This window comes from Ensifer adhaerens, assembly GCF_020035535.1.
Taxonomy (GTDB): domain Bacteria; phylum Pseudomonadota; class Alphaproteobacteria; order Rhizobiales; family Rhizobiaceae; genus Ensifer.
The window spans coordinates 302,045-320,789 of the sequence record NZ_CP083349.1 but is presented as its reverse complement, the minus strand read 5'-3'; the positions used below and the strand labels follow the sequence as shown (position 1 = coordinate 320,789).

Below are 18,745 nucleotides of genomic sequence, written 5' to 3'. Positions count from 1 at the left end.
GGCCGGCCTCAGGCGGCGAGTTCGACGATCGCGCGCCGGATGTCATCGAGGTCGTGGCCGACGAAGGACTGCACGCCGATCCCGATCTGATGGGGCTCCATATCCCTCAGGAAGTCCCTGAGGCCGGAAAGATCCTGCCTGTAACTGTCTTCGAACCAGAGCACGTGGCAGAGTGCTGCCTCGGAAGGAACATGCCCCTCCCCGCCGAGAACCTCATCGACGAAACGGCCATAGATCGTGCATTCCGAAAAGGCGCGCGTTCGTGTGATCGCCCGCGCCCAATTCCGGCCATGCTGCGCTTCGATGTGGTCCAGCAGCTTCCGGCAGCTATCCGTGCGCCAGGCGATCAGCGTGTTGATGTAGTCGTTGGCCGGCAGGCGATAGGGGCCGATGCCGAGAAGCCGATCGGAATGGGCGAGCCATTCGAGGTGGTTGGAGCGCATCTGCACGTTGATCGCGCCGTCCTTGCGGTAGAGCGTCAGCCGCTCTCCCTGCCACAGACTGGCAGGATCAAAGGCGCGCAGGAAGACGACGTCGGAGTCGACCGCAAACATCGCGGCCTCATCGATATGCCGCGCGAGCGCCAGGCGCCGAAGCTGCTGTGCATGCCAGCCGCGGAGCGGCAGACCGAAAGGGCTGAGCCACACCTTCCTGCGACCGGCCGACAGCGGATCCGTAATCGGATGCAGCCACCAGGGAAGAAGGTCGCGCTCGCTGACGACTACGCGCCGCGATCCTTCCAGTTGACGGAAGAGTGCGACGTCGAAATCGGCGACCAGCAGATAGTGCTTCCAATCGCCCTGAAGCTTGCGATCCATGCTTTCGCACATGAGCCGGCAGCGTTCGAAATCGTTGGCATAGGATGCCGTGACAACCGCAGTGCGCATGACCTGACCGTTCACGATGTTCCCGTCCGAAGGCTTGTGTCAGCGATCGCCTCGCGCGAACGTCCCGACAGTTTGTGCCAGAGCACATGGCACAGGAAAAGCGGGTTTCCGAGCACGTAGCGGCGCCACATGCGCCGCGGTTCCATCGCCAGCCGGAAGAACCACTCCAGCCGCAGCCGGCGCAGGAACTTCGGCGCCCGCGGAAACTCCTCGGCGACGAAGTCGAAGAGCGCGCCGACGGTGATGACGAGCCGGGCATCCTGGGGGCCGACATGGGCATCGACCCATTTCTCCTGACCCGGGCTACCCATCGCAACCAAAAGGACATCGGCCCTCAACGCGCGGACTTCAGCGAGAACCTCCCGGGATTGTTCCCGGTCGAAGAAGCCATCCGAAACCGGCAGGAAATCGTGCCACGGCGCATGCTCGCGAAAATTCTCGGCGGCACGCGCGAGTACCTTGGGCCGCGCGCCGATCATCGCGATGCGCAGCGGCCTTTCAACGTACGTCAGCAGGGCCGGGACGAAGTCCGTGCCATTCAGATTGGCAGGAAACGTGCGCCCGTAAAAAAGATATGAGGCGATATCGACCCCGTGCCCATCCGGAAAAACGACCTGGCGCGCCAGCGCCGCACGGTACTCACAGTCGCGCATCATCAGGTTGGCATTGTTGGCATTGAGGAAGGCAAGGATCGTTTGCCCCCCTGGCCGCGATAGCGCCTCGGCAGCAAAGGCGAAAGCCTTTGCCCAGCCGAGATCGACCACGGGCATTCCGAGGATCAGACGTCGCGACAGAGGGACGTTGTTTGCGGCAACGGCCTTGCTCACGACCGTCCCCCTTCATGGATCGTCAAATCCGGCGGCAGTGACGGACCCTCTGCCACGCTCGCCGGCGCAAGGCCCGCCAGGACGTTTCGCATCACTCGCATGAGCCGCACTTTCTGGGCGCGATGGAAGGCCGAGCCGTCGAGCCTTTGACGGTCGCCTGCGCGCACCTTTACGACCCGTTCGACCAAAAGGCGCGCAAATTCCGCGGGATCGTCGGCAGCAGAGCAATTGTCGGGAATGGCTTCGATGCCGCGCAACGACGCCTGCGTCGCCACGCAGGGCATGCCGAGCTCAAAGGTCTCGAGGCTCTTCAACTGCACGCCGGTGCCGCCGCGACTGATCAGCGGGACGATCGCACTTTGCGCAACGAAGGCGCGCGCGTCCGGTACCCGCCCGACGAAGCGGACGCCGGGATGGGAGACCGTTGGCATCCCGTCCATCTGACCGGCGATCGCGATCGTCATGTCCTCCGGCAGATGCGGAACGACCTCGGCGAGGAACCAGTCGAGGCCCAACCTGTTCGGCCGCCAGCTCCACGTGCCGATCAGCCCGAGATCGTGGCGGAGGTCCTGGTCATGTTCACTGGTTGGGGCCACCGGTGCGTCCCAACCCGTGACCAGCGGCAGCACGAAGGCCCGCTCACTGACGGCGCGGCCGAAACCGAAACGATCCGCTTCGGCAAAGGTCCAGACGGCGACCGCATTCTGCGCCAGGTGCTGTTCGTAGTATTCGAGATATTGCGCTTCACGCCGGAAAAGGAAGCGCTCAAGGGTGGCATTTGCCCGTTCGGCGCTCTCGAAGGCGGAATCCGCTTCGACATTGTGGGCAACGTAGATCGACGGATAGGGCCGGAAGACCTGCGCGAAGGCGGCCGGCAATTGCACCGAATTGAGCACCAGTCCATCGAACGGGGCAAGGCTGTCGAGGATCGACTGGATCCGGTTCGCTCTCACCGTAAGCATCTTGCCGGATGAAACAGACGTGCGGTTGAGGAAAGCGGTCCCGAGCCAGCGCAGCTTCTGGAGCGTACCGACCTTGGCGTTGGTGACCTCGAGTTCGCCGAGCAGATGCATCTCGCAATCGAGCGCCGGCGTACGTCCGGGCTGGAGAAAACCGATGACGCTGACCCGGTGGCCGAGTGCGCGCAAGCCGTCGAGCACGGCCCGGTTGGCGATGTCGAAGCCGGACGCCGGATTGGCGACGGGAACGAGCGAGGAAACCAGGACAAGATGCATTTTGCCACACGTCATGAATGGAGCTGGGCCCCTCTTTAACAGCATGGGGTGAAAGAGCACTTAAAGCCCCCTTTCAAAATCTGCCGTCCGGGTTCAGCATCTGTTTAGGAAAATTTGTTGTATTGCGCGTCAACTTTGCTTGCACAGGTTTCGCCATGACGTCGACCGGCCAGGACATATCCGTCTACTTCCGGACAGAGCTGGAAGACGCCGGCGACATCGAACTCGTCGTCGTGCTGCCGACGTTCCGTCGCCCGGAGCATGTCGTCAAGACGCTGAAAACCATTGTTTCCCAAAGGCCTGACGTCTCCTTTGCCACGGTCGTCGTCGAGAACGACGATGAGGGACTGGCCGGCGCTCAGGCCGCCAAGGACTTCTTCCTGGGCCATCCATCGGAATCGATCGTCATCGTCGCGCGTCAGCGTGGCAACTGCCACGCCTACAATGCCGGCTGGTCGATGGCGCTCGAAACCTATCCGAATCTCAAGGCGATCGCGATCATCGACGATGACGAGGTCGCGGCGCCCGAATGGCTGGATTGCCTCATCACGGTACAGGAAACGACCGGAGCCGACATGGTCGGTGGGCCGCAGCTTCCGGTCTTCGAGGGTGATGGCGGGCAAAAATGGAAGCGCCACCCGGTTTTCACGCCACATTATGACACGACCGGCCCCGTGCCGATCCTCTATTCCTCCGGCAACGTGCTCGTAACCCGGACGGTGCTCGACGCGATGCCGCAGCCGTTCCTGGACCCGGCATTCAACTTCATCGGCGGCGGCGATGCGGATTTCTACAGCCGCAGCAAGGAACAGGGGTTCTGTTTCGCCTGGGCATCGGATGCCTGGGTCGCCGAGACGGTCCCGGCACGCCGCACCAGCGCATCCTGGATCCGGGCGCGGAGCCTGCGCAACGGCGCGATCTCGACGATGCTGGAGCATCGACGCGACCCGAGCTTCGGTGGGCGGATGAGGACCTTCGCCAAATCGCTGGCGCTGCTCGGTGCGTCAATCCCGCGCGGCATCGAACTCTGGAGCAAGAGCGGGCTGGCAAGCGCCGGGCTCTACCACTTCTACGTGGCGATCGGCCGGTTGATGGCGGAGTTCGGCCTCGTCAACGAACAGTACCGCACGCCTGAGAAAAACTGACGGCAGCGGGCGTTCCGAAAAGCGCGTTTCCGCCCGGGATTGCGTGACGTCAAGTTGAGATGATCGAAAGCGGAAAACGAGCGGACAGGCGCTCGCTTTTTTTGTCCGGTCAGTGCGCGCTGCTTGCCTTGACGGCGCCTTCCGGCAGTTTGTCGCTGGCGACATTGCCGTTCTTGTCGACGATCGGAACCGGCTTCTGGCGTGGCACGTTCTGGCTGTTGGCGACGCGCTTGACGTCATCCTTGGTGAGGTATTCCAGCTGCTCGACGAGCACCTCGGTAATCACCTCTCCGCCGAGCTTCTTGTTCAGGCCGTCCTTCACCGTGGACTTGAAGGTCGGCAGATCGAAGGTGCCGGTATCGGCAACATCGATGAACCTGGAGCCGACGAGCAGATCATAAAGCTCGTCGGTGACCATCTGGCGGAGCGGCGCACGAAGGTTGTTGATCCCCTCCTTGGTCGCGGAGAAGGAGAGCTTCGTGAGGAAATAGCCCTGAACGGAGCCTTCATTGATCACCGGAATAGTGATCATCTCACCGGGAACATATTGCTCCGATGCGCGCCGGGCAGCCTCGCCGTCCGGGACGACGGGCGCCGAAGCGCTTTGCATCGAGAAATAGACGGATCCGAGCGTAACCGCGCAAACCCAGACCCCGGTGAGAATGAGCTTCAGCATCAGAAATCGCTATAGCGGAACTGCGCTTCGGAATAGATGCCGTCCGCATCGGCATCCTGTGCGGCCGTCTTCAGGAGATCGACGACGGAGCGAACCGCTTCGAGATGCGCTTCGACCTTCTGCGAGTTGATCGCGAGCTTGTCGCGCAGATGACGTGCGTGCGAGGAGAACGTCGTCGACGGCTCGCCCGGCAGCATGTCGCGATGCAACATCGTCAGTTCGTAGAGGCAACGGCTCTTGTGTGCATTCGACGTCTTGATATCGAATTCCGGGTCGGTACCGATGCGGCTGTTCTCGTTGTCGAGGATCATTTCCAGTCGCCCGAGCACGTTCTGGATCCGGACGTCATTGGATGCCACAGCTTCCATCAATCAACTCCCAATTAAGCTTGCTTGTTCTTGTCGTCGTCAGTCGAAAAGCCGGTCAGCGTCTTGCGCTCGTATTCCTGCACGAGGCTTGCGGCGAGGTTCCGGCTGTTGCCGTCGAGCGAAGCCTGGACCCGGTCGGTCGCGCTGCCGCTCGCCAGCTGATCGGCAATGCCGATGCCGCCGCTCTTCGAAATCACGTCGCCGATCTGTTCGGCCATCATGCTCTTCCAGATATCGCCGGCGTTGCCCTTGCCGAATACGTTCTCGCTGTCGGTCGGCAACATCGACTTCACGAAGTTCTGCAGCACCATGGCCTCGAACTTGCGATAGGTTTCAGGGATCTTCTTATGTTCGACGCGGTTGTTGATATCGCCGAGCCCGGTCGACCCTTCGGACGAATTGAGGATGTTGACGGCGGCGGTGAAGCCGTTGCCGTTTTCCGCAAGGCTCGTCGCCTGGAAGGCCGCACGGTTGGCCTTCAGCCGCGCCTGCGCCTCCTGCACTTCGGTCGGGTCGGCGGCGCGCACGACATCCATCACCAGATCGCTGGGCGGAGAGATGGCCATGACGAATCCTCTCAAATCGAGCCTGCAGCGACCAAGGTCGGTGCATAAAGGCAACAGTCGGACCGGCATCGCTCCGTCGTCGGAGCATCCCCGGATGACCTACTATCGCCCGTCAACCTTACGGGAAGCTGGCGCCTGCCCGGTAACGTGTTGATCGATCAGGTCGTAGATGGCGTTGTCGGCCTCTTCGCGGTCTTCGAACTGCCGGGCCTCCTTCATGTTTTCCTCGAGCCGGTCGGCCTTTGCCCGTTCCCTCAGCATGCGGGCTTCGTGCGTCTGCTGGATGCCGTGCAACATCTGATCCTTCTGCACCAGACGCCCCACCTGCGAGGAGTAGTGGCCGGAGAACATGCGGTGCATCGGATGGGCCGAGCCCATGGCATCGACGACGACATCGATCGTCTCGGCCAGGACCTCGCGCTGGCGTACCATCTCGACATAGTCGGCCTCCGCCATCTGCTCGAGATGGCGCTGGACGGCCACCAGGCGCTTGAGCTTCTGCGAACGCGTCTTCATCCGGCTATCCCCCCTGCATGACCGGCGCAAAACCGTCGCCGAACAGGCGCAGCATTGCGGCGATCCCGAGATAGAGCAGGAACATGCCGCCCATGATCAGATAGGGCTGCGAGATAAAGTAGATCGGGATCTGCGGCGCGAGCTTGTTCACCATGCCGATCGCCACGTTGAAAAGCAGGCCATAAATGATGAAGGGACTGGCGAGCCTCAGCATGATCATGAAGGTCTGCGTCAGCGAATCCGTGAGCGTAATCAGAACGCCCTGGGGGTCGAAGGCCGTGCCGATCGGCATGGCGCGATAGGACTGGACGATCGCCTCGAACATCACATGATGGAAGTCGAGCATGAAGAGCACCATCAGTCCGGCAAAGCTGATCAGGCTCGTCAGCTGGTTTTCCGGCGTGTCTTCAAGAACATCAGACGAGGGCGGAGGGCTGAAGCCCATCAGCATCGTGATCGCCGAGCCGGCGAATTGCAGGCCCAGAACATAGTAGCGGGCAACAAGGCCCATGACGACGCCAACCAGGGTCTCGGCTGCGATCAGGTAGATATAGGTGTGCCCCTTGCCGGTCACCTGCGGATAGATATCGGTCCACATCACCGGCAGGATCGCCATGGATATCGCCACCGCGATGAACAGCCGGACCTGCATGGGAATGCGCGCCGTCGAAAACCCCGGCATGATCATGATACAGCCGCCGATCCGGCAAAAGGCCGCGAACAGCGCCAGCACCGTACCCTCCGGGTCGGTGATCATGAAACAGAGCCGATGATCTTGATCTCGAGGCCCTTGGCAAGCTCGACATGCGAGAGCACGGGCAAAGTGGCAAAGAGACGCTCGATGATCATGCGAACATAAGAGCGGGATTCGGGCGAACTTACCAGCACGAAGGGCATGCCGCGATCGAGATGTTCACGGATAACTTTCGTCGCCTGTTCGCTGAATTCTTCGAGATGGCGTGGGTCGATGTCAAACTCGACGACTTCGCCCTTGGCGTCGCGCTTCAGCGCCTGGTGGAAAACCATATCCCACTTGTTGCCGAGCCGCAGCACACGCAGGACGCCGTTGTCGGCAAGGTCGCCGCACAGCTGCTGCGACATGCGCACGCGCACGTGCTCGACGATCTGCTCAGTCTTGCGCACATGCGGGGCGAGTTCGGCGACCGCTTCGAGGATCAGGTGCAGGTTGCGGATCGAGACGCGCTCGGCAAGCAGCAGCTTCAGTACGGCCTGCAGGCCGGAATAGGACATGTGCGAGGTGCAGATCTCGTCTGCGAGCTTGCGGTATTCCGGATCGAGCCGTTCGATCAGCACCTTCACGTCCTTGTAGGAAAGCAGGTGCGGCAGGTTGTTGCGGATGACTTCGCTCAAATGCGTCAGCACCACCGAGACGTTGTCGATCGGGTGGAAGCCCTCGCGCTTCAGATCTTCCGTGAAGGTTTCGAGGATCGAGACGGCCGGCATGCCGAAAGCCGGTTCGCGAATCTCGTCTCCGGGCACGCTCGGCCGGCGGCCGCCGCCGGTGACAACGAGAACTTCGCCGACGCGCACGGTATTCGAGGCGATCGTCGTACCGTGGATGCGGATATGGTAGGCCTTGTCCGGAATGCTGATGTCGTCGGACACCTTGATTTCCGGAATGACGAGGCCGTACTGGCCGGCGAACTTGCGGCGCATCTTGCCGACGCGGAAGGCAAGCTCCTGGTGTGCGCCGAGCAGACGCGTCGAGACCTGCTTGCCGAGCAGAAGCTCGATCTCGGCGGTCTTCAGCACCGACTTCACCGAGTCCGCCTCGCCTTCCTTGGTCTGCTGGACCTTGGCCGCTTCCTCCGCACGGCGGGCAGCGTTTGCCGCCTCGATCTGGCGCGGCACGAGCCAGCTCAGGAATGCCATGCCGCCGCCGAGAACGGCGAAAGGCAGGAACGGCAGGCCGGGTACAACCGACAGAAGGATGATCAGTGCCGAGGCGACCATCAGCGCCTTCGGATAGCCGCCGAGCTGGCCGACGACGGCCTGGTCGGTCGAACCCGAAGTACCGCCACGCGACACGAGCAGGCCTGCGGCCAGCGAAACGATCAGCGCCGGGATCTGCGAGACGAGACCGTCACCGACCGAAAGCTTGACGAAGACGTCGGCCGCTTCTCCGATCGGCATGCCGTGGCGGAGATAACCGATGATGATGCCGCCGAAGATGTTGATGGCCGTGATGATCAGGCCGGCGATCGCATCGCCGCGCACGAACTTCGAGGCACCGTCCATCGCGCCGTAGAAGGAGCTTTCCTCCTCCAGCTCGCGGCGGCGGCGCTGCGCTTCCTTCTCGTCAATCAGGCCGGCCGAAAGGTCGGCGTCGATCGACATCTGTTTGCCGGGGATCGCATCGAGGGTGAAGCGCGCGCCGACTTCGGCGATACGCGTCGCACCCTTGGTGATGACGATGAAGTTCACGGTGATCAGGATCAGGAAGACGATCAGACCAATGACGAAGTCGCCGGACATGACGAGGCTGGCAAAGCCCGAGATGACGCCGCCGGCAGCACCGTGACCCTCATGTCCATGCGAAAGGATGACGCGGGTGGTGGCGATGTTCAACGCCAGGCGCACCATGGTCGAGATCAGCAGGATGGTCGGAAACGAGGAGAATTCCAGCGGACGCTGGATCCACAGCGAGACCATCAGGATCAGCACCGAAAAGGCGATGGAAAACGCCAGTCCCATATCGATCAGGAACGGAGGAATGGGCAGGAAGAGGATCGACAGGATCGCCACGATCCCGAGCGCAAAGCCGACATCCCGGCCCTTCGGTGCGACTTTCGGGATGATCAGCGCTGCTTGTTGTGCCATGTCTCTTCCGTCTCATCATGAGAACAAGGCAGCATTCACACGCGCTGCCCCACTATAGGAACGGAGATAGCGGCCCAAGCTTGCGCGAGGGTTTCACAGCGATCGCCCGGGCGCCCCAACGGCGAGAGCGGATCAGAAGCCGGATTGGATGCGAGAGAAGATGATGTCGGTGAAGATGGAAATCTGGGCGCCGATGAAGGGCGCGGACACCGCAACGGTAATCATGACCGCAAGGATCTTCGGGACGAAAGTGAGGGTCATTTCCTGCACCTGGGTCAGCGCCTGAATGAAGGCGATGACGACGCCGACAATCATGGCGGCGAGAACGGCGGGGCCCGAGGCCACGATCACGGTCCAGATCGCGGCCTGTACGATATCGAGGGCATCCGCCTCATTCATGACTGTGTCACTTCACCTTGACGCCCGGGCCGATAATGAGCTCCTTGCCACTATCGAGCACCGCAATGATTCCGTCAGAGTATAGTTTCACTTCCTTAACCACGCCAGTGGTCTTGCCGTCTTCGCTGGTGACAGTGCGTCCGATGACGGCGTCCGCTTCGCTGAGCGAGGTGCGCTGCAGAAGGCTCTCGAGGTTCTTGTTCGTCTTGATCGTCTGTTCCACCTGCGAAAAGGTCGCGAGCTGGGCGATCTGCTGCGTCGCGTCCATCGGCTGCGTCGGATCCTGGTTCTTCATCTGGGCGACCAGGAGCTTCAGGAAGCTTTCGTAGTTGAGCGACGCCTTGCTGGCGTCATTGGACGAATCCTGACCCGAAACGATCGGGGTGTAGCTGTTGTTGTTGACGCCGCCTACCGCCACGGTGCGATCTCCTTGCGAATCTGCTCGACCGTAGCCGGCGTGATTTCCTGTGTGTTGAGGATGCGGTCTTCAATCGCGTATAGGCCGCGGATCGCTTTCAGCGCCTCGAAGGCGCGGCCGTTGGTCACCAGGCCGTCGACGCGCTTCAGTTCGGCAAGGATCTCTTCGTTCTTGAAGCAGTTCAGCAGCATGACGATCGATTTGCGGAACATGGCGGTCGACTGTTCCGCACCTTCCGGATTGATGAGGATCATCTGCGCGATGAAGTAGAGCTGCTTCAGCGGCGTGGTCGCGTCTTCCGGCTGCAGCACGTGGTTTTCGAGCAGGAAGGTCACGTCGTTCAGGAATTCGACGGCAACCTTGCGATCCACGCGAAGCACCGCGCCGTTAACAAAGATCCGTTCGCCCGACTTCAGCGAAATACGCAATGTGCTCTTCATTTCAGTCCATCCCTGATGATGGTGGTAATGTCAATTATGCCCTGGAAGTTGGAGGATTCGCGTTTGCGGATCTTCTCCGTTTCATTGAGTATCCAGATGGCGATCGAAATCAGATTAGCGCGCAGCTCTTCGTTGAGCTGGTTCTCCGGAGCGCGCAGATCCTCGATGAAACGGATCCACAGGCGGCGGGTGAAGTAGATGGCCTCGATGGCCTCTCTCGAGTACCCTTTCTGCTGTTTCGCTGCTTCCATGAGCGCGATCGAGCGATCGAGTACCTGCCGTTCTCGATTTTTGGAGTCGGCAACGCCGTCCTCCATGATCTCGGCATAGGAAAACTGGTACATTCAGACATCCTTCATGTTTGTCCGGTTCCCCATACTAGAGGAAATTGAGCAAGCTCATCTGCTGTAGTCGCGACGTTAGTGTATAGGAGGTTTCCAATTGCACCTTTAGCGTGTTGATCCGGGTCGATGTCTCGATGGGATCGACGCCTTCGATGTCGGCGACATGCGTGTTGACGAGTTTGAGCTGCGCATCGATGGAGGTGTTCGCCTTCTTGACGCGCGCTTCGGAGATACCGAGCGAGCTGCGCTCCGCGTTGAGCCCGGCGATCCCCTGTTCCACGTAGTCGAGGGCGGCGACGCCAATGGCCGAGCGCACCTCGGGCGTCACGTTCTTGTCCATCAGTTCAGCGGCAATCACGCTTGCCATCGCGAACATCCGGAAACCCTTGGTATTGGCGTTGGTCGAGCTTTCGATGACTTCGCTGGCGCTGATCCGGCTCGTCATGTTCTGGTTCGAAGCGTCGGACCAGTTGGCATCCCAGTCCGGTCCGGTGAACATCGGTTCGACCGTGTTCTTGATGAAGTCCTGCATCTGCGTGACCGAGAACTGGTCCATGCCGGTCAGCGGCGGAACCTGTGCGGCCATGAAGGTCGAAAGGGCGTTATCGAAAGCAGTCTTGGCTGCTGATGGCGGTGTCGTGTCGTAGTCGGCAACCGGCTTGGCATCAGTGTTGATGCCCGAAAACAGGAACTCGCCGTTGAAGGAGGTATTGGCGGCAGCAGTGAAGGTCTGCAGCGCGCCCATGATCTCGGTCTTCTGGATCTTCAACTGGCTGGCCGCATCGTTGCCCTTGTAGGTGACGAGCGTGTCGCGCACCTTTTCCGCGGCCTTCGCCATGGTCTCGAGCGCACCCTGCGAACCGGAGAGGCGCTGGGTCACGACCGAGTTCGTGCTCTTCATCGAGTTCAGCCGGTCCAGCTCGCGCTGAAGGTTGAGCGAACGAGACGCCGTCGCACCAAGCGCCAGGCCGACGTCATAGTGGCGGCCGGTGGTCTGCTCCTGGGTCAGCTTCAGCAGTTCGGACTGGTTCTGCTGGATCGTCAGGCGCATCGCGCTCTGGATCGCCAGATTAGAAACGTAGGACGTCTTCATGATTACCTCACGGCTTCCATAAGGGCTGCCATCATGGCATCCACGGTACTGACCAGCTTGGCCGATGCTTTGTAGGATTGTTCGAGATCGAGCAGCAGCGACAGTTCCTCGTCGATGCTGACGCCTGTCTGCTTGCTGAGCGCTTCCTGGGTGCGGGCGAGCATTGCCTGCTTGTTGTCGTCAGCGGTCGAGGCCGTCTTGCGCGTCTGTTCCAGCCAGCCGACCGAACCGGTCGAGAAATTCAGCAAGCTGCTGTTGCTGTCGAGGCCCGTCGACGGGTCGAACGACATGTTCTCGCCCATCTTGTTGATGAAGCCGTCGAGGAGCGCGGTATAGCCGGGGCTCGGATCTGCGGCTCCACCCGGATTGGAGACCACGCCATTGAAACCGCCGTCACGCAGCAGCAGCGGGTTCGCCTTTGCCATGGCGTTGACGGTGATCTTCGACGCCAGGCCGGGCACGACCGTACCCGTTGGCGGAACACCAGCGCTTCCCCAGGTGAACAGGCCGGGCTGATAGGGAATTGCCGGCGGGTTGCCTTCCTTGAAGAGCTCGACCAGGCCGCGTGCGATTTCATCCAGCTGCGACTGGAACTTCGGAGCGATGTCGTCGCGCAGCTGCACCAGGCTTGCGAGCTTGCCCTTGGCGGTCGTGTCTGCGCCGGTTCCGGCCGCGATCGGCACGCCATCGACGAAGATCTTGTTGCCGGTAACGGTCGCGTCGAACGTCGTCGTCGGAGCAAACGTCACCTGACGCGGAATATTCTCGAAAAGCACCGTGCCGTCTGTGGTGAAGATGACGGTATCGTTGTTGCCGCGCGTGACGGTGGAGATGCCGATGATCTCAGAAACCTGCTTCAGGATCTTGTCGCGCTGGTCGAGCGCGTCGCTGGCGTCTCCGCCTTGGGCCGTCGCCGACTTGACGGCGTTGTTGGCCTTTTCGAAGTCGGCAAGCAGGCTGTTCAGCTTGTCGACCTCGATTGCGATTTCCTTGTCGGCATCCTTGCGCAGATCCTGCACCGTGGCGGAGGTCTTGTTCAGCGAGTCTGCGAGATCCTGCGCATCGGAGACCGCCGTCGCGGCGATCGTCTTGTTCCCGGGCGTTGCGGCCAGGGTCTGCAGGCTGTTGCGGAAATCGGACAGGAGCTTCGACGGAGCGGTCTCATAATTGTTGCCGCCGAGCGCCGACTTCAGCAGTTCCAGCCCGTCGCGAAGCCGGGCCTGGCCCGAGGCTTCACCGATGCTGGCGATGCTCTGCTTGAGCAGCGCCTCATTTTGAGCCCGGTAGATGGATACGACCTGCGCACCGTTCGGCGTGCTGCCCAGGAGCGCGAGACGACGCGAATAATCCGCATTGCCCGCATTCGCGATGTTCTTCGACACGGTCGCGGTCTGCTGCGCCGTGTTGCTGAAGGCCTGCTGTGCGATGGATATTGCGGAGGACAGCGACATGACGCGGACCGTATCTCTTTCAATTACCGTTTCAGGTTGACGAGGACGTCAAGCAGGTCCGAGGCAGTCTGGAACACCTTGGAGTTTGCCGTGTAGTTGCGCTGGGCCTCGATCATCGAGGTCAGTTCGTTGGCGATGTCGACGTTGGAGTTCTCAAGCGCCTTGGACTGGATGTTGCCGAAAGCACCGGAGCCCGCAAAGCCGGTGACGATGACGCCGGAATCCGTACCCTGCGAGTAGACGTTGCCCGATTCCGGCTGCAGCTTGTCGGGGCTCTGCACATTCGCAAGCGCGATGCGGAACTTCGGAATGAGGTTGCCGTCGCCATACTTGACGTAGACGATGCCTTCCTTGTCGATCTCGAAGCCGGACATCTTGCTCGGCTTGCTGCCATCGATGCCACCGCCGGTGCTGGTGAAGTCGCCACCGAGCTGCGTGGTCTTGGAGGTGTCGATCGTCAGCGCGCCGAGGTTGGCGCCCGTGCCCGGCAGGTTCGTAATCGCCGAGGTCGTGAGTGTGGCCGGGACCGCGCCGATGCGCTTGCCGGCTGCGTCGAACGTCATGGTCTGCGAGCCGATGACGCCGGTTGGCGTCGCCGGCGGCACGGCCGGAGCGTATGTCGCACGGTCGCGGATCTCGAGCGACCACTCGTTGACGTTGGTTTTCTTGTAGACGAAGTCGAGGATGCGGGTGTTGCCCTGGCTGTCATAGACGACGAGCGAGGTCGGCTTTTCGTCGCCGATGGCTGCACCCGACGGCAGGTTGGCTTCCATCGCACCCTTGGTCGAACCGGAGGCCACCAGGCCTTCGTCCTTGAGCTTGACCTGCGTCAGGCCGTCAAAGCCGTTGACGACGACCGTCGGATCAGCGCCGGCCTTGTATTCGTAACCCATCAGCGTGAAGCCGGCGGTGTTGACAAGGTTGCCGTCCTTGTCGGGGACGAAGGAGCCGGCGCGCGTCAGGAAATTCTGGCCGCCATTGCCCTGGACGATGAAGAAGCCGCCGCCGTTGATGGCAAGGTCACTGGCCGAGGTCGTGTAGCTGGTGCCGCCCTGCTGGGAGATGCTGTAGCGCACCTGGGTTTCGACGCCACCGGAATTGTAGTTGCCGCCGCCTGAAGGCAGGATCATCGACGAGAACTCGGTCGAGGCACGCTTGTAGCCCGTCGTGTTCGCGTTCGCGATGTTTTCGGCGACCGTGCCGAGACGGTTGGACTGGGCGTTCATACCGGACACGCCCGTTCTCATGCTGCCATAGAGACTCATATCGGATCCTCATTTCCTTGTTGCGGCGACACTAGGAAGCGGGCCTTGCGTGAACCTGTCTTGGTTCGGTGCCCGCTCAACCACGTGGCGCTCAGTTCCAGTCGATGCAGTAGCCAAGGAAACGCTTGGAATCGATCGGGTCGAAGCCGAGCTTCTTGCGCAGTTTCTTGCGCAGCTTGCTGATGTGGCTTTCGACGACGTTTTCTTCGACGTCCTCGTCGAAGATCCCGTAGATCGCGTTGAAGATCTGCGACTTGGATACGCGGCGGCCGCGGTTTGCGACCAAATATTCCAGAATGCGCCGTTCGCGGCGCGGCAAGGCGAAGACTTCGCCGTTGATCTCCGGATCACGGCCGTCGGCGAAAACGCGGATCGGTCCGATGTCGGTGAAGTTGGTGATTGCCTTCAGGCGCCGGCGGATCGCAGCGACGCGGGCGAGAATTTCGCGCGGGTGAACCGGCTTGCGCACGACGTCATCGACACCGCAATCAAAGAGCGCAAGCGTGTTTTCCAGAGAGGGGGTGTCGCTGACGGCAATGACCGGAGCCATGGACCGATCGCGGATGGCGCGCGGAAGCGTGAAAGTGGCGTCACCCTGACCGATCAGGAAGGCCTCGACGGCATCGATATCCGAATCGGCCGCCGCATTCACCCACTCGCCGAACTCCCTGGGGTCGAAACCCGTCGAGGGAATTCCTTCGCGCCCGAAGAGCGACGTATAGCCGTCCTTAACGAGTTCTCTTTCATCAACCACTACGATCATTCGTCCGCCTCCGAATCAGTATGGCACCGCACTGATCGAGAGGTACGAATCGGGGGATTCATGAACAACTAGAGGAAGTTACTGGGTGGAATTAATAATTGATTAACCATGTTTCGCCGATTTGATCTATATCTAGTGGCATACCGTTAACGTCGGCACTAAAATAATGTGGAAAAGTTAACGGACTACGACAAATCCGCTTGCCGTCACATTGTCCGCGCATTGTCGCCACAATGCGGCATCGACATCAAAAATACACTTACTGGTTGCTTACTGGCAGAACTGGGTGGCGTTCGGCGTCCACTTGCCGTAGCCCGTCGCGACAAGATTCGCGATCACCCGACAGACATATTTCTTCTGTGCCGGGTCGTTGTTCGGACCCGCGTGGTAGCGGGCAACGGCCATGGTCCAAGTTTCATGCTTGGCGTGCAGATTGGCCAGGAAGCGCGCGGCATATTCGACATTCTTGCGCGGGTCAAGCATCTCCTGCGGCGAACTGAAATGCTCGCCATGGAAGTAATAGTTGATCTGCATGCAGCCAAGATCAATGAGCTTGGCACCCTGCGCACGAGCGTTGCCGAACTGCGTGAGAACGTCCTGTTCACTGGTGCCGAAATAAGCCTTGCCTTCGATGTTCATCGCATAGGGCTGAAGAGAACCCTTGCGGCCGGTTTCGGTCAGCCCGACGGAATAGAGTATCCCGGCAGGGATGTTGTATTTCGCCGCCGCGCTCATGATCTCGCGTTCACAGACGCCGGCGCCGGCGAAGGCACTACATGTAGACGTGACCAGTGCGAGAGCGCTCAGTGCCGGCAGCCGCATCGTCCGTCCCGCCATTGCCAACCCACCTTTCCGCCATCGAAGCCTGGCCGTCTTCCTGTCGCTGCTGGCGTCCCTGGCCATTTCCGTCGGCGCGCTCGCGTCCCTGCTGCCCGGCCTGGGCCTGAGCTTGGGTCTGCGAGCCACCACTCTGTGACGTGTCGCCGCCCGAATTGAAGACGATGTTGACCTGGTCGACCGCAAAGCCCTGGGCACGCAGAGCCTTCACCATTTCGCTCTGGTCGTCGCGCAACTGCCGGAACGCCTCGCCGGTTTCCACCTTCAGTTCGACCTGCAGTTCGTCGTCCTTCAGCCTCAGCGTGGCGGTGACGAGACCGAGTTCGATCGGATGGAGCTGGATCTTCAGCGTGTTCAGCGTCTTGCCCGCCTGGGTCCAGGCGCCGGGTTGGCTGAGGGCCGCGCTCGGCTGCAACGGGCTGGCGCTGACCTCGCCGGCGATCGCATCGGCCACCGCGCTCGTGTTCGGGTTCATCGAGATGCCCAGATAGCGCCGAGCCTCGAGCACCGTGACATTCTCGACCTTGGCGGCCTGTGAACGGGTGCCGTCGAATGCCGCCTCTCCATCCTTGGAGAGGCTCATGGTCACGGCCTGTCCCTTGCCGTCGGCCCGGGCGAAGCGGAAGAGCCGGTCCGGATCACCCTCGCCTGCCGCAGCTTCCGCCTTCGCGCCGTGCTCACCGGTGCCAGCGACATGCATGCCAGCACCCTCGCCCTGACCAGCCGCGGGCTGACGGCCGGCCCTGGTCGCGTCGCCAAGCGCCTGTCCGATCGGACCGCCACCGAGCAGCGTCAACAGGTCATCCATATCCGTCTTCGATGCCGACGAGCGTTCGCCGCCCTCACCATTGGCGACATCGGCATCGGCGGTCGGCTCGCCGTTTGCCTGCGCCTTTGCCAATCGCTCCGCAAGTGCAGCGATACGCTCTGCCAATTCGTCCGGGACGGTCGCGGCGCCCGCGCCTGTCAGATCAGCGTTCGCCTTGGCTTGATCAACCTTGCCCGCTGCGCGTCGCGCACTGATATCCCGCTCAGCGGTCGGAAAGCGATCATGGAGCGCATGTTCGCCAGGCGCCTGATCGTCGCGGCTGATGGCAATGCTGCGTGCGGTTGCGCCGTGTCTGCCGGTGGTCTTGGCAATGTTGTCCTTGTCGATCAAGGCTCCTGCCTCCGTGTCGTCACCGGTAGCGGTGTCACCGAGGCCTTTGCCGGTCCCCGCCTGATCATTCGCCTTCTGTCGTCCGGCGTTCGCCACGGCATCCTCGAAGGCACCGCCCAGGACGTCACCCGCTTGGTCCTTGCCGCCCGCGCGCCCATTTCCCTTACCGGCAGGCGCCGGGGGCAGGCCACGCAGGCTATCATCAAGAGCCCTCATTTCCCTTCTCCCTTCAGGAGAGCGTCGATCTCTTCGATCTTCGACCTCCCCTTCGCCACGAACCCGTCGTGTTCGGGATCGCCAGCCTCGCCCGCCGTGGCTTCCGTCGCGTCGGCCGCTGCAACCACCGGAGTCTGTGCGTTGCCGAAGGGGCTCATGCCGCTGCCGGTTTCCTCTCCTTCGGCCGCGGCATCGTGCGCAACCGGTCTATCGGTTTTAGATGCAAACGCTTGCGTGAGGCTTTCATCGCTCGGCGGCCTGACAACAGCATCGGCGACGGCCCTGGCGGCATCACGCAGGGCGCGGTCGCGGGGCGAAAGCTCCGCATCCGGTATCGCTGCGATGCTTGCCGTGGCGGCAAACACATCGCTGGAAGGAACGGACGCCAGACCTGCATAGAAGCCGGCGAGCACTTTCGGTTGCGCCGCTCCGTCAGCGCCGAGCGCTTCGGCCCGTTCCGAGGCGAGCTTCGCCAGGGCCTGCTTGCCGGCAATTGCGGCGCGGCGCGCGACGCGCAGGTAGACCTCGCGCTGGCGCGGTGCGTCCATGAAATTTAGGATCTCGGAAATCCGCCCTTGGGCTTCTCCGCCGAAATGCGCGACGGCCAGCTCAACAAAGACGTCGGCAAACTGGCTGGCATAGGGCGACGTCAGATAGCGGCGTGCATAGGTCAGCGCATAGTGGAAGCCCTTGTCCGGCGCATTGGCCTGCACCGCCAGGAACACCGAGCGACGCAGGGCCGCCTCTTCGATGATCGTGCCGGGAGCCGTCAAACGCGCCCAGTCGTAGTACTTCATCGCCGCAACAGGATCCTGCTGCGAAGTCGCGTTGCCGAGAATGAGATAGAGATACGGACCGATGCGGGCGCTTCGATATTCCGGCGCAGCCTTGGACAAGTTTTCGACGATCAGGCCGCCCTTGCCGTTCAGATACTGCCGCAGCGCATCGGTGACGCGGGAATCGAAGTTGCCGGCGACGTCATGGTCCGAAAGATATTTCAGCGTCTCAGGATTACCGCCGCTCATCGCATAGACCAGCGCGGCATCGACGTTGCGCGGGTCGCGGAACACCGAGGGATCCGCCGCGCGCAGCCGCTTGTCGATCGCGCCCAGCATGAAACGCTGCATCTCGATCGCCGAATGATCGCCGAGCACGACGGAGTCCTGCACATATTGCAGCGACCGGATCATCTTGAAGGGTGCGAGTTCCTCGATATCGTTTGCCCTGGCATTCCCGATTGCAAACGGGGTCGCCAGCACACAGCAGGTCATCAGGATCGATCGCAGGCGTCTCAGCATC

General features: G+C 61.6%; 21 protein-coding genes. 1 reads left to right on the top strand and 20 read right to left on the bottom strand.

The annotated features are described in order from the left end of the window. Positions 1-8: 8 nt before the first annotated feature. The 3 genes from LAC81_RS01515 to LAC81_RS01505 are packed head-to-tail and all read right to left on the bottom strand — an operon-like array spanning position 9 to position 2,949. Positions 9-902: a DUF6492 family protein gene (locus LAC81_RS01515; RefSeq protein WP_328716809.1), complete on the bottom strand. Its 894-nt coding sequence runs from the start codon at positions 900-902 to the stop codon at positions 9-11. Further along, the gene (locus LAC81_RS01510; protein ID WP_223726431.1) at positions 899-1,714 is read right to left on the bottom strand and encodes a WecB/TagA/CpsF family glycosyltransferase; all 816 of its coding nucleotides are present in this window, start codon (positions 1,712-1,714) and stop codon (positions 899-901) included. Before LAC81_RS01510 ends, LAC81_RS01515 begins: the two co-directional genes overlap by 4 nt. Next, entirely contained in the window at positions 1,711-2,949 is a 1,239-nt protein-coding gene (locus LAC81_RS01505) for a glycosyltransferase (protein WP_223726430.1), read from the bottom strand. Before LAC81_RS01505 ends, LAC81_RS01510 begins: the two co-directional genes overlap by 4 nt. 155 nt (positions 2,950-3,104) lie before the next feature. On the opposite strand from LAC81_RS01505, the gene LAC81_RS01500 reads away from it, so the two are divergent. Next, positions 3,105-4,094, top strand: a complete 990-nt coding sequence (locus tag LAC81_RS01500; protein ID WP_223726429.1) for a glycosyltransferase family 2 protein — start codon at positions 3,105-3,107, stop codon at positions 4,092-4,094. A 109-nt stretch (positions 4,095-4,203) separates the two neighbouring features. Here LAC81_RS01500 and LAC81_RS01495 read toward each other — a convergent pair whose 3' ends face one another. The 17 genes from LAC81_RS01495 to motC all read right to left on the bottom strand — a co-directional run bounded on the left by LAC81_RS01495 (position 4,204) and on the right by motC (position 18,744). Beyond that, the gene (locus LAC81_RS01495; protein ID WP_113536405.1) at positions 4,204-4,770 is read right to left on the bottom strand and encodes a hypothetical protein; all 567 of its coding nucleotides are present in this window, start codon (positions 4,768-4,770) and stop codon (positions 4,204-4,206) included. Beyond that, positions 4,770-5,138, bottom strand: a complete 369-nt coding sequence (locus LAC81_RS01490; protein WP_113536406.1) for a hypothetical protein — start codon at positions 5,136-5,138, stop codon at positions 4,770-4,772. The genes LAC81_RS01495 and LAC81_RS01490 overlap by 1 nt, the downstream gene beginning before the upstream one ends. A 14-nt stretch (positions 5,139-5,152) precedes the next feature. Then, positions 5,153-5,704: a rod-binding protein gene (locus tag LAC81_RS01485; RefSeq protein ID WP_113536407.1), complete on the bottom strand. Its 552-nt coding sequence runs from the start codon at positions 5,702-5,704 to the stop codon at positions 5,153-5,155. A gap of 102 nt (positions 5,705-5,806) precedes the next feature. Continuing rightward, complete coding sequence (locus LAC81_RS01480) at positions 5,807-6,220, bottom strand: hypothetical protein (RefSeq protein WP_223726428.1); 414 nt, start codon at positions 6,218-6,220, stop codon at positions 5,807-5,809. Between the two features lie 4 nt (positions 6,221-6,224). Next, on the bottom strand, positions 6,225-6,977 hold the full coding sequence (fliR, locus tag LAC81_RS01475) for a flagellar biosynthetic protein FliR (RefSeq protein ID WP_113536409.1): 753 nt from the start codon (positions 6,975-6,977) through the stop codon (positions 6,225-6,227). Next, positions 6,974-9,061, bottom strand: coding sequence for a flagellar biosynthesis protein FlhA (gene flhA, locus LAC81_RS01470; protein ID WP_113536410.1), 2,088 nt, complete (start codon positions 9,059-9,061; stop codon positions 6,974-6,976). Before flhA ends, fliR begins: the two co-directional genes overlap by 4 nt. A gap of 132 nt (positions 9,062-9,193) precedes the next feature. After that, positions 9,194-9,460: a flagellar biosynthesis protein FliQ gene (gene fliQ, locus LAC81_RS01465; RefSeq protein ID WP_043624946.1), complete on the bottom strand. Its 267-nt coding sequence runs from the start codon at positions 9,458-9,460 to the stop codon at positions 9,194-9,196. 7 nt (positions 9,461-9,467) lie between these two features. Then, positions 9,468-9,878, bottom strand: a complete 411-nt coding sequence (gene flgD, locus LAC81_RS01460; RefSeq protein WP_113536411.1) for a flagellar hook assembly protein FlgD — start codon at positions 9,876-9,878, stop codon at positions 9,468-9,470. Beyond that, positions 9,869-10,318 carry a flagellar biosynthesis repressor FlbT gene (gene flbT, locus LAC81_RS01455; protein WP_034800746.1) on the bottom strand — a complete coding sequence of 150 codons (450 nt, stop codon included), beginning with the start codon at positions 10,316-10,318 and terminating at the stop codon, positions 9,869-9,871. The genes flgD and flbT overlap by 10 nt, the downstream gene beginning before the upstream one ends. Next, positions 10,315-10,662, bottom strand: coding sequence for a flagellar biosynthesis regulator FlaF (flaF, locus tag LAC81_RS01450; protein WP_034800744.1), 348 nt, complete (start codon positions 10,660-10,662; stop codon positions 10,315-10,317). Before flaF ends, flbT begins: the two co-directional genes overlap by 4 nt. Positions 10,663-10,696: 34 nt before the next feature. Further along, positions 10,697-11,755, bottom strand: coding sequence for a flagellar hook-associated family protein (locus LAC81_RS01445; RefSeq protein ID WP_223726427.1), 1,059 nt, complete (start codon positions 11,753-11,755; stop codon positions 10,697-10,699). A gap of 2 nt (positions 11,756-11,757) precedes the next feature. Then, positions 11,758-13,206, bottom strand: coding sequence for a flagellar hook-associated protein FlgK (flgK, locus tag LAC81_RS01440; RefSeq protein WP_223726426.1), 1,449 nt, complete (start codon positions 13,204-13,206; stop codon positions 11,758-11,760). A 23-nt stretch (positions 13,207-13,229) separates the two neighbouring features. Beyond that, positions 13,230-14,471, bottom strand: a complete 1,242-nt coding sequence (locus LAC81_RS01435; protein WP_223726425.1) for a flagellar hook protein FlgE — start codon at positions 14,469-14,471, stop codon at positions 13,230-13,232. Positions 14,472-14,562: 91 nt separating this feature from the next. Then, positions 14,563-15,234, bottom strand: coding sequence for a transcriptional activator Rem (gene rem, locus LAC81_RS01430; protein WP_113536416.1), 672 nt, complete (start codon positions 15,232-15,234; stop codon positions 14,563-14,565). A gap of 270 nt (positions 15,235-15,504) precedes the next feature. After that, positions 15,505-16,056, bottom strand: a complete 552-nt coding sequence (locus LAC81_RS01425) for a transglycosylase SLT domain-containing protein (protein ID WP_223726424.1) — start codon at positions 16,054-16,056, stop codon at positions 15,505-15,507. Beyond that, on the bottom strand, positions 16,007-17,446 hold the full coding sequence (locus LAC81_RS01420; protein ID WP_223726423.1) for a flagellar hook-length control protein FliK: 1,440 nt from the start codon (positions 17,444-17,446) through the stop codon (positions 16,007-16,009). Before LAC81_RS01420 ends, LAC81_RS01425 begins: the two co-directional genes overlap by 50 nt. Beyond that, positions 17,443-18,744: a chemotaxis protein MotC gene (motC, locus tag LAC81_RS01415; protein WP_223726422.1), complete on the bottom strand. Its 1,302-nt coding sequence runs from the start codon at positions 18,742-18,744 to the stop codon at positions 17,443-17,445. Before motC ends, LAC81_RS01420 begins: the two co-directional genes overlap by 4 nt. Position 18,745 lies beyond the last annotated feature (1 nt).

Excerpts from the sequence above, each read along its gene's own strand:
- LAC81_RS01505 (WP_223726430.1), bottom strand. The coding sequence starts at position 2,949 with ATGCATCTTGTCCTGGTTTCCTCGCTCGTTCCCGTCGCCAATCCGGCG.
- motC (WP_223726422.1), bottom strand. The coding sequence starts at position 18,744 with ATGCTGAGACGCCTGCGATCGATCCTGATGACCTGCTGTGTGCTGGCG.
- flhA (WP_113536410.1), bottom strand. The coding sequence starts at position 9,061 with ATGGCACAACAAGCAGCGCTGATCATCCCGAAAGTCGCACCGAAGGGC.
- LAC81_RS01495 (WP_113536405.1), bottom strand. The coding sequence starts at position 4,770 with ATGCTGAAGCTCATTCTCACCGGGGTCTGGGTTTGCGCGGTTACGCTC.
- LAC81_RS01490 (WP_113536406.1), bottom strand. The coding sequence starts at position 5,138 with ATGGAAGCTGTGGCATCCAATGACGTCCGGATCCAGAACGTGCTCGGG.
- flaF (WP_034800744.1), bottom strand. The coding sequence starts at position 10,662 with ATGTACCAGTTTTCCTATGCCGAGATCATGGAGGACGGCGTTGCCGAC.
- flbT (WP_034800746.1), bottom strand. The coding sequence starts at position 10,318 with ATGAAGAGCACATTGCGTATTTCGCTGAAGTCGGGCGAACGGATCTTT.
- LAC81_RS01480 (WP_223726428.1), bottom strand. The coding sequence starts at position 6,220 with ATGAAGACGCGTTCGCAGAAGCTCAAGCGCCTGGTGGCCGTCCAGCGC.
- LAC81_RS01445 (WP_223726427.1), bottom strand. The coding sequence starts at position 11,755 with ATGAAGACGTCCTACGTTTCTAATCTGGCGATCCAGAGCGCGATGCGC.
- flgK (WP_223726426.1), bottom strand. The coding sequence starts at position 13,206 with ATGTCGCTGTCCTCCGCAATATCCATCGCACAGCAGGCCTTCAGCAAC.
- rem (WP_113536416.1), bottom strand. The coding sequence starts at position 15,234 with ATGATCGTAGTGGTTGATGAAAGAGAACTCGTTAAGGACGGCTATACG.
- LAC81_RS01485 (WP_113536407.1), bottom strand. The coding sequence starts at position 5,704 with ATGGCCATCTCTCCGCCCAGCGATCTGGTGATGGATGTCGTGCGCGCC.
- LAC81_RS01500 (WP_223726429.1), top strand. The coding sequence starts at position 3,105 with ATGACGTCGACCGGCCAGGACATATCCGTCTACTTCCGGACAGAGCTG.
- fliQ (WP_043624946.1), bottom strand. The coding sequence starts at position 9,460 with ATGAATGAGGCGGATGCCCTCGATATCGTACAGGCCGCGATCTGGACC.
- fliR (WP_113536409.1), bottom strand. The coding sequence starts at position 6,977 with ATGATCACCGACCCGGAGGGTACGGTGCTGGCGCTGTTCGCGGCCTTT.
- LAC81_RS01425 (WP_223726424.1), bottom strand. The coding sequence starts at position 16,056 with ATGCGGCTGCCGGCACTGAGCGCTCTCGCACTGGTCACGTCTACATGT.
- LAC81_RS01435 (WP_223726425.1), bottom strand. The coding sequence starts at position 14,471 with ATGAGTCTCTATGGCAGCATGAGAACGGGCGTGTCCGGTATGAACGCC.
- LAC81_RS01420 (WP_223726423.1), bottom strand. The coding sequence starts at position 17,446 with ATGAGGGCTCTTGATGATAGCCTGCGTGGCCTGCCCCCGGCGCCTGCC.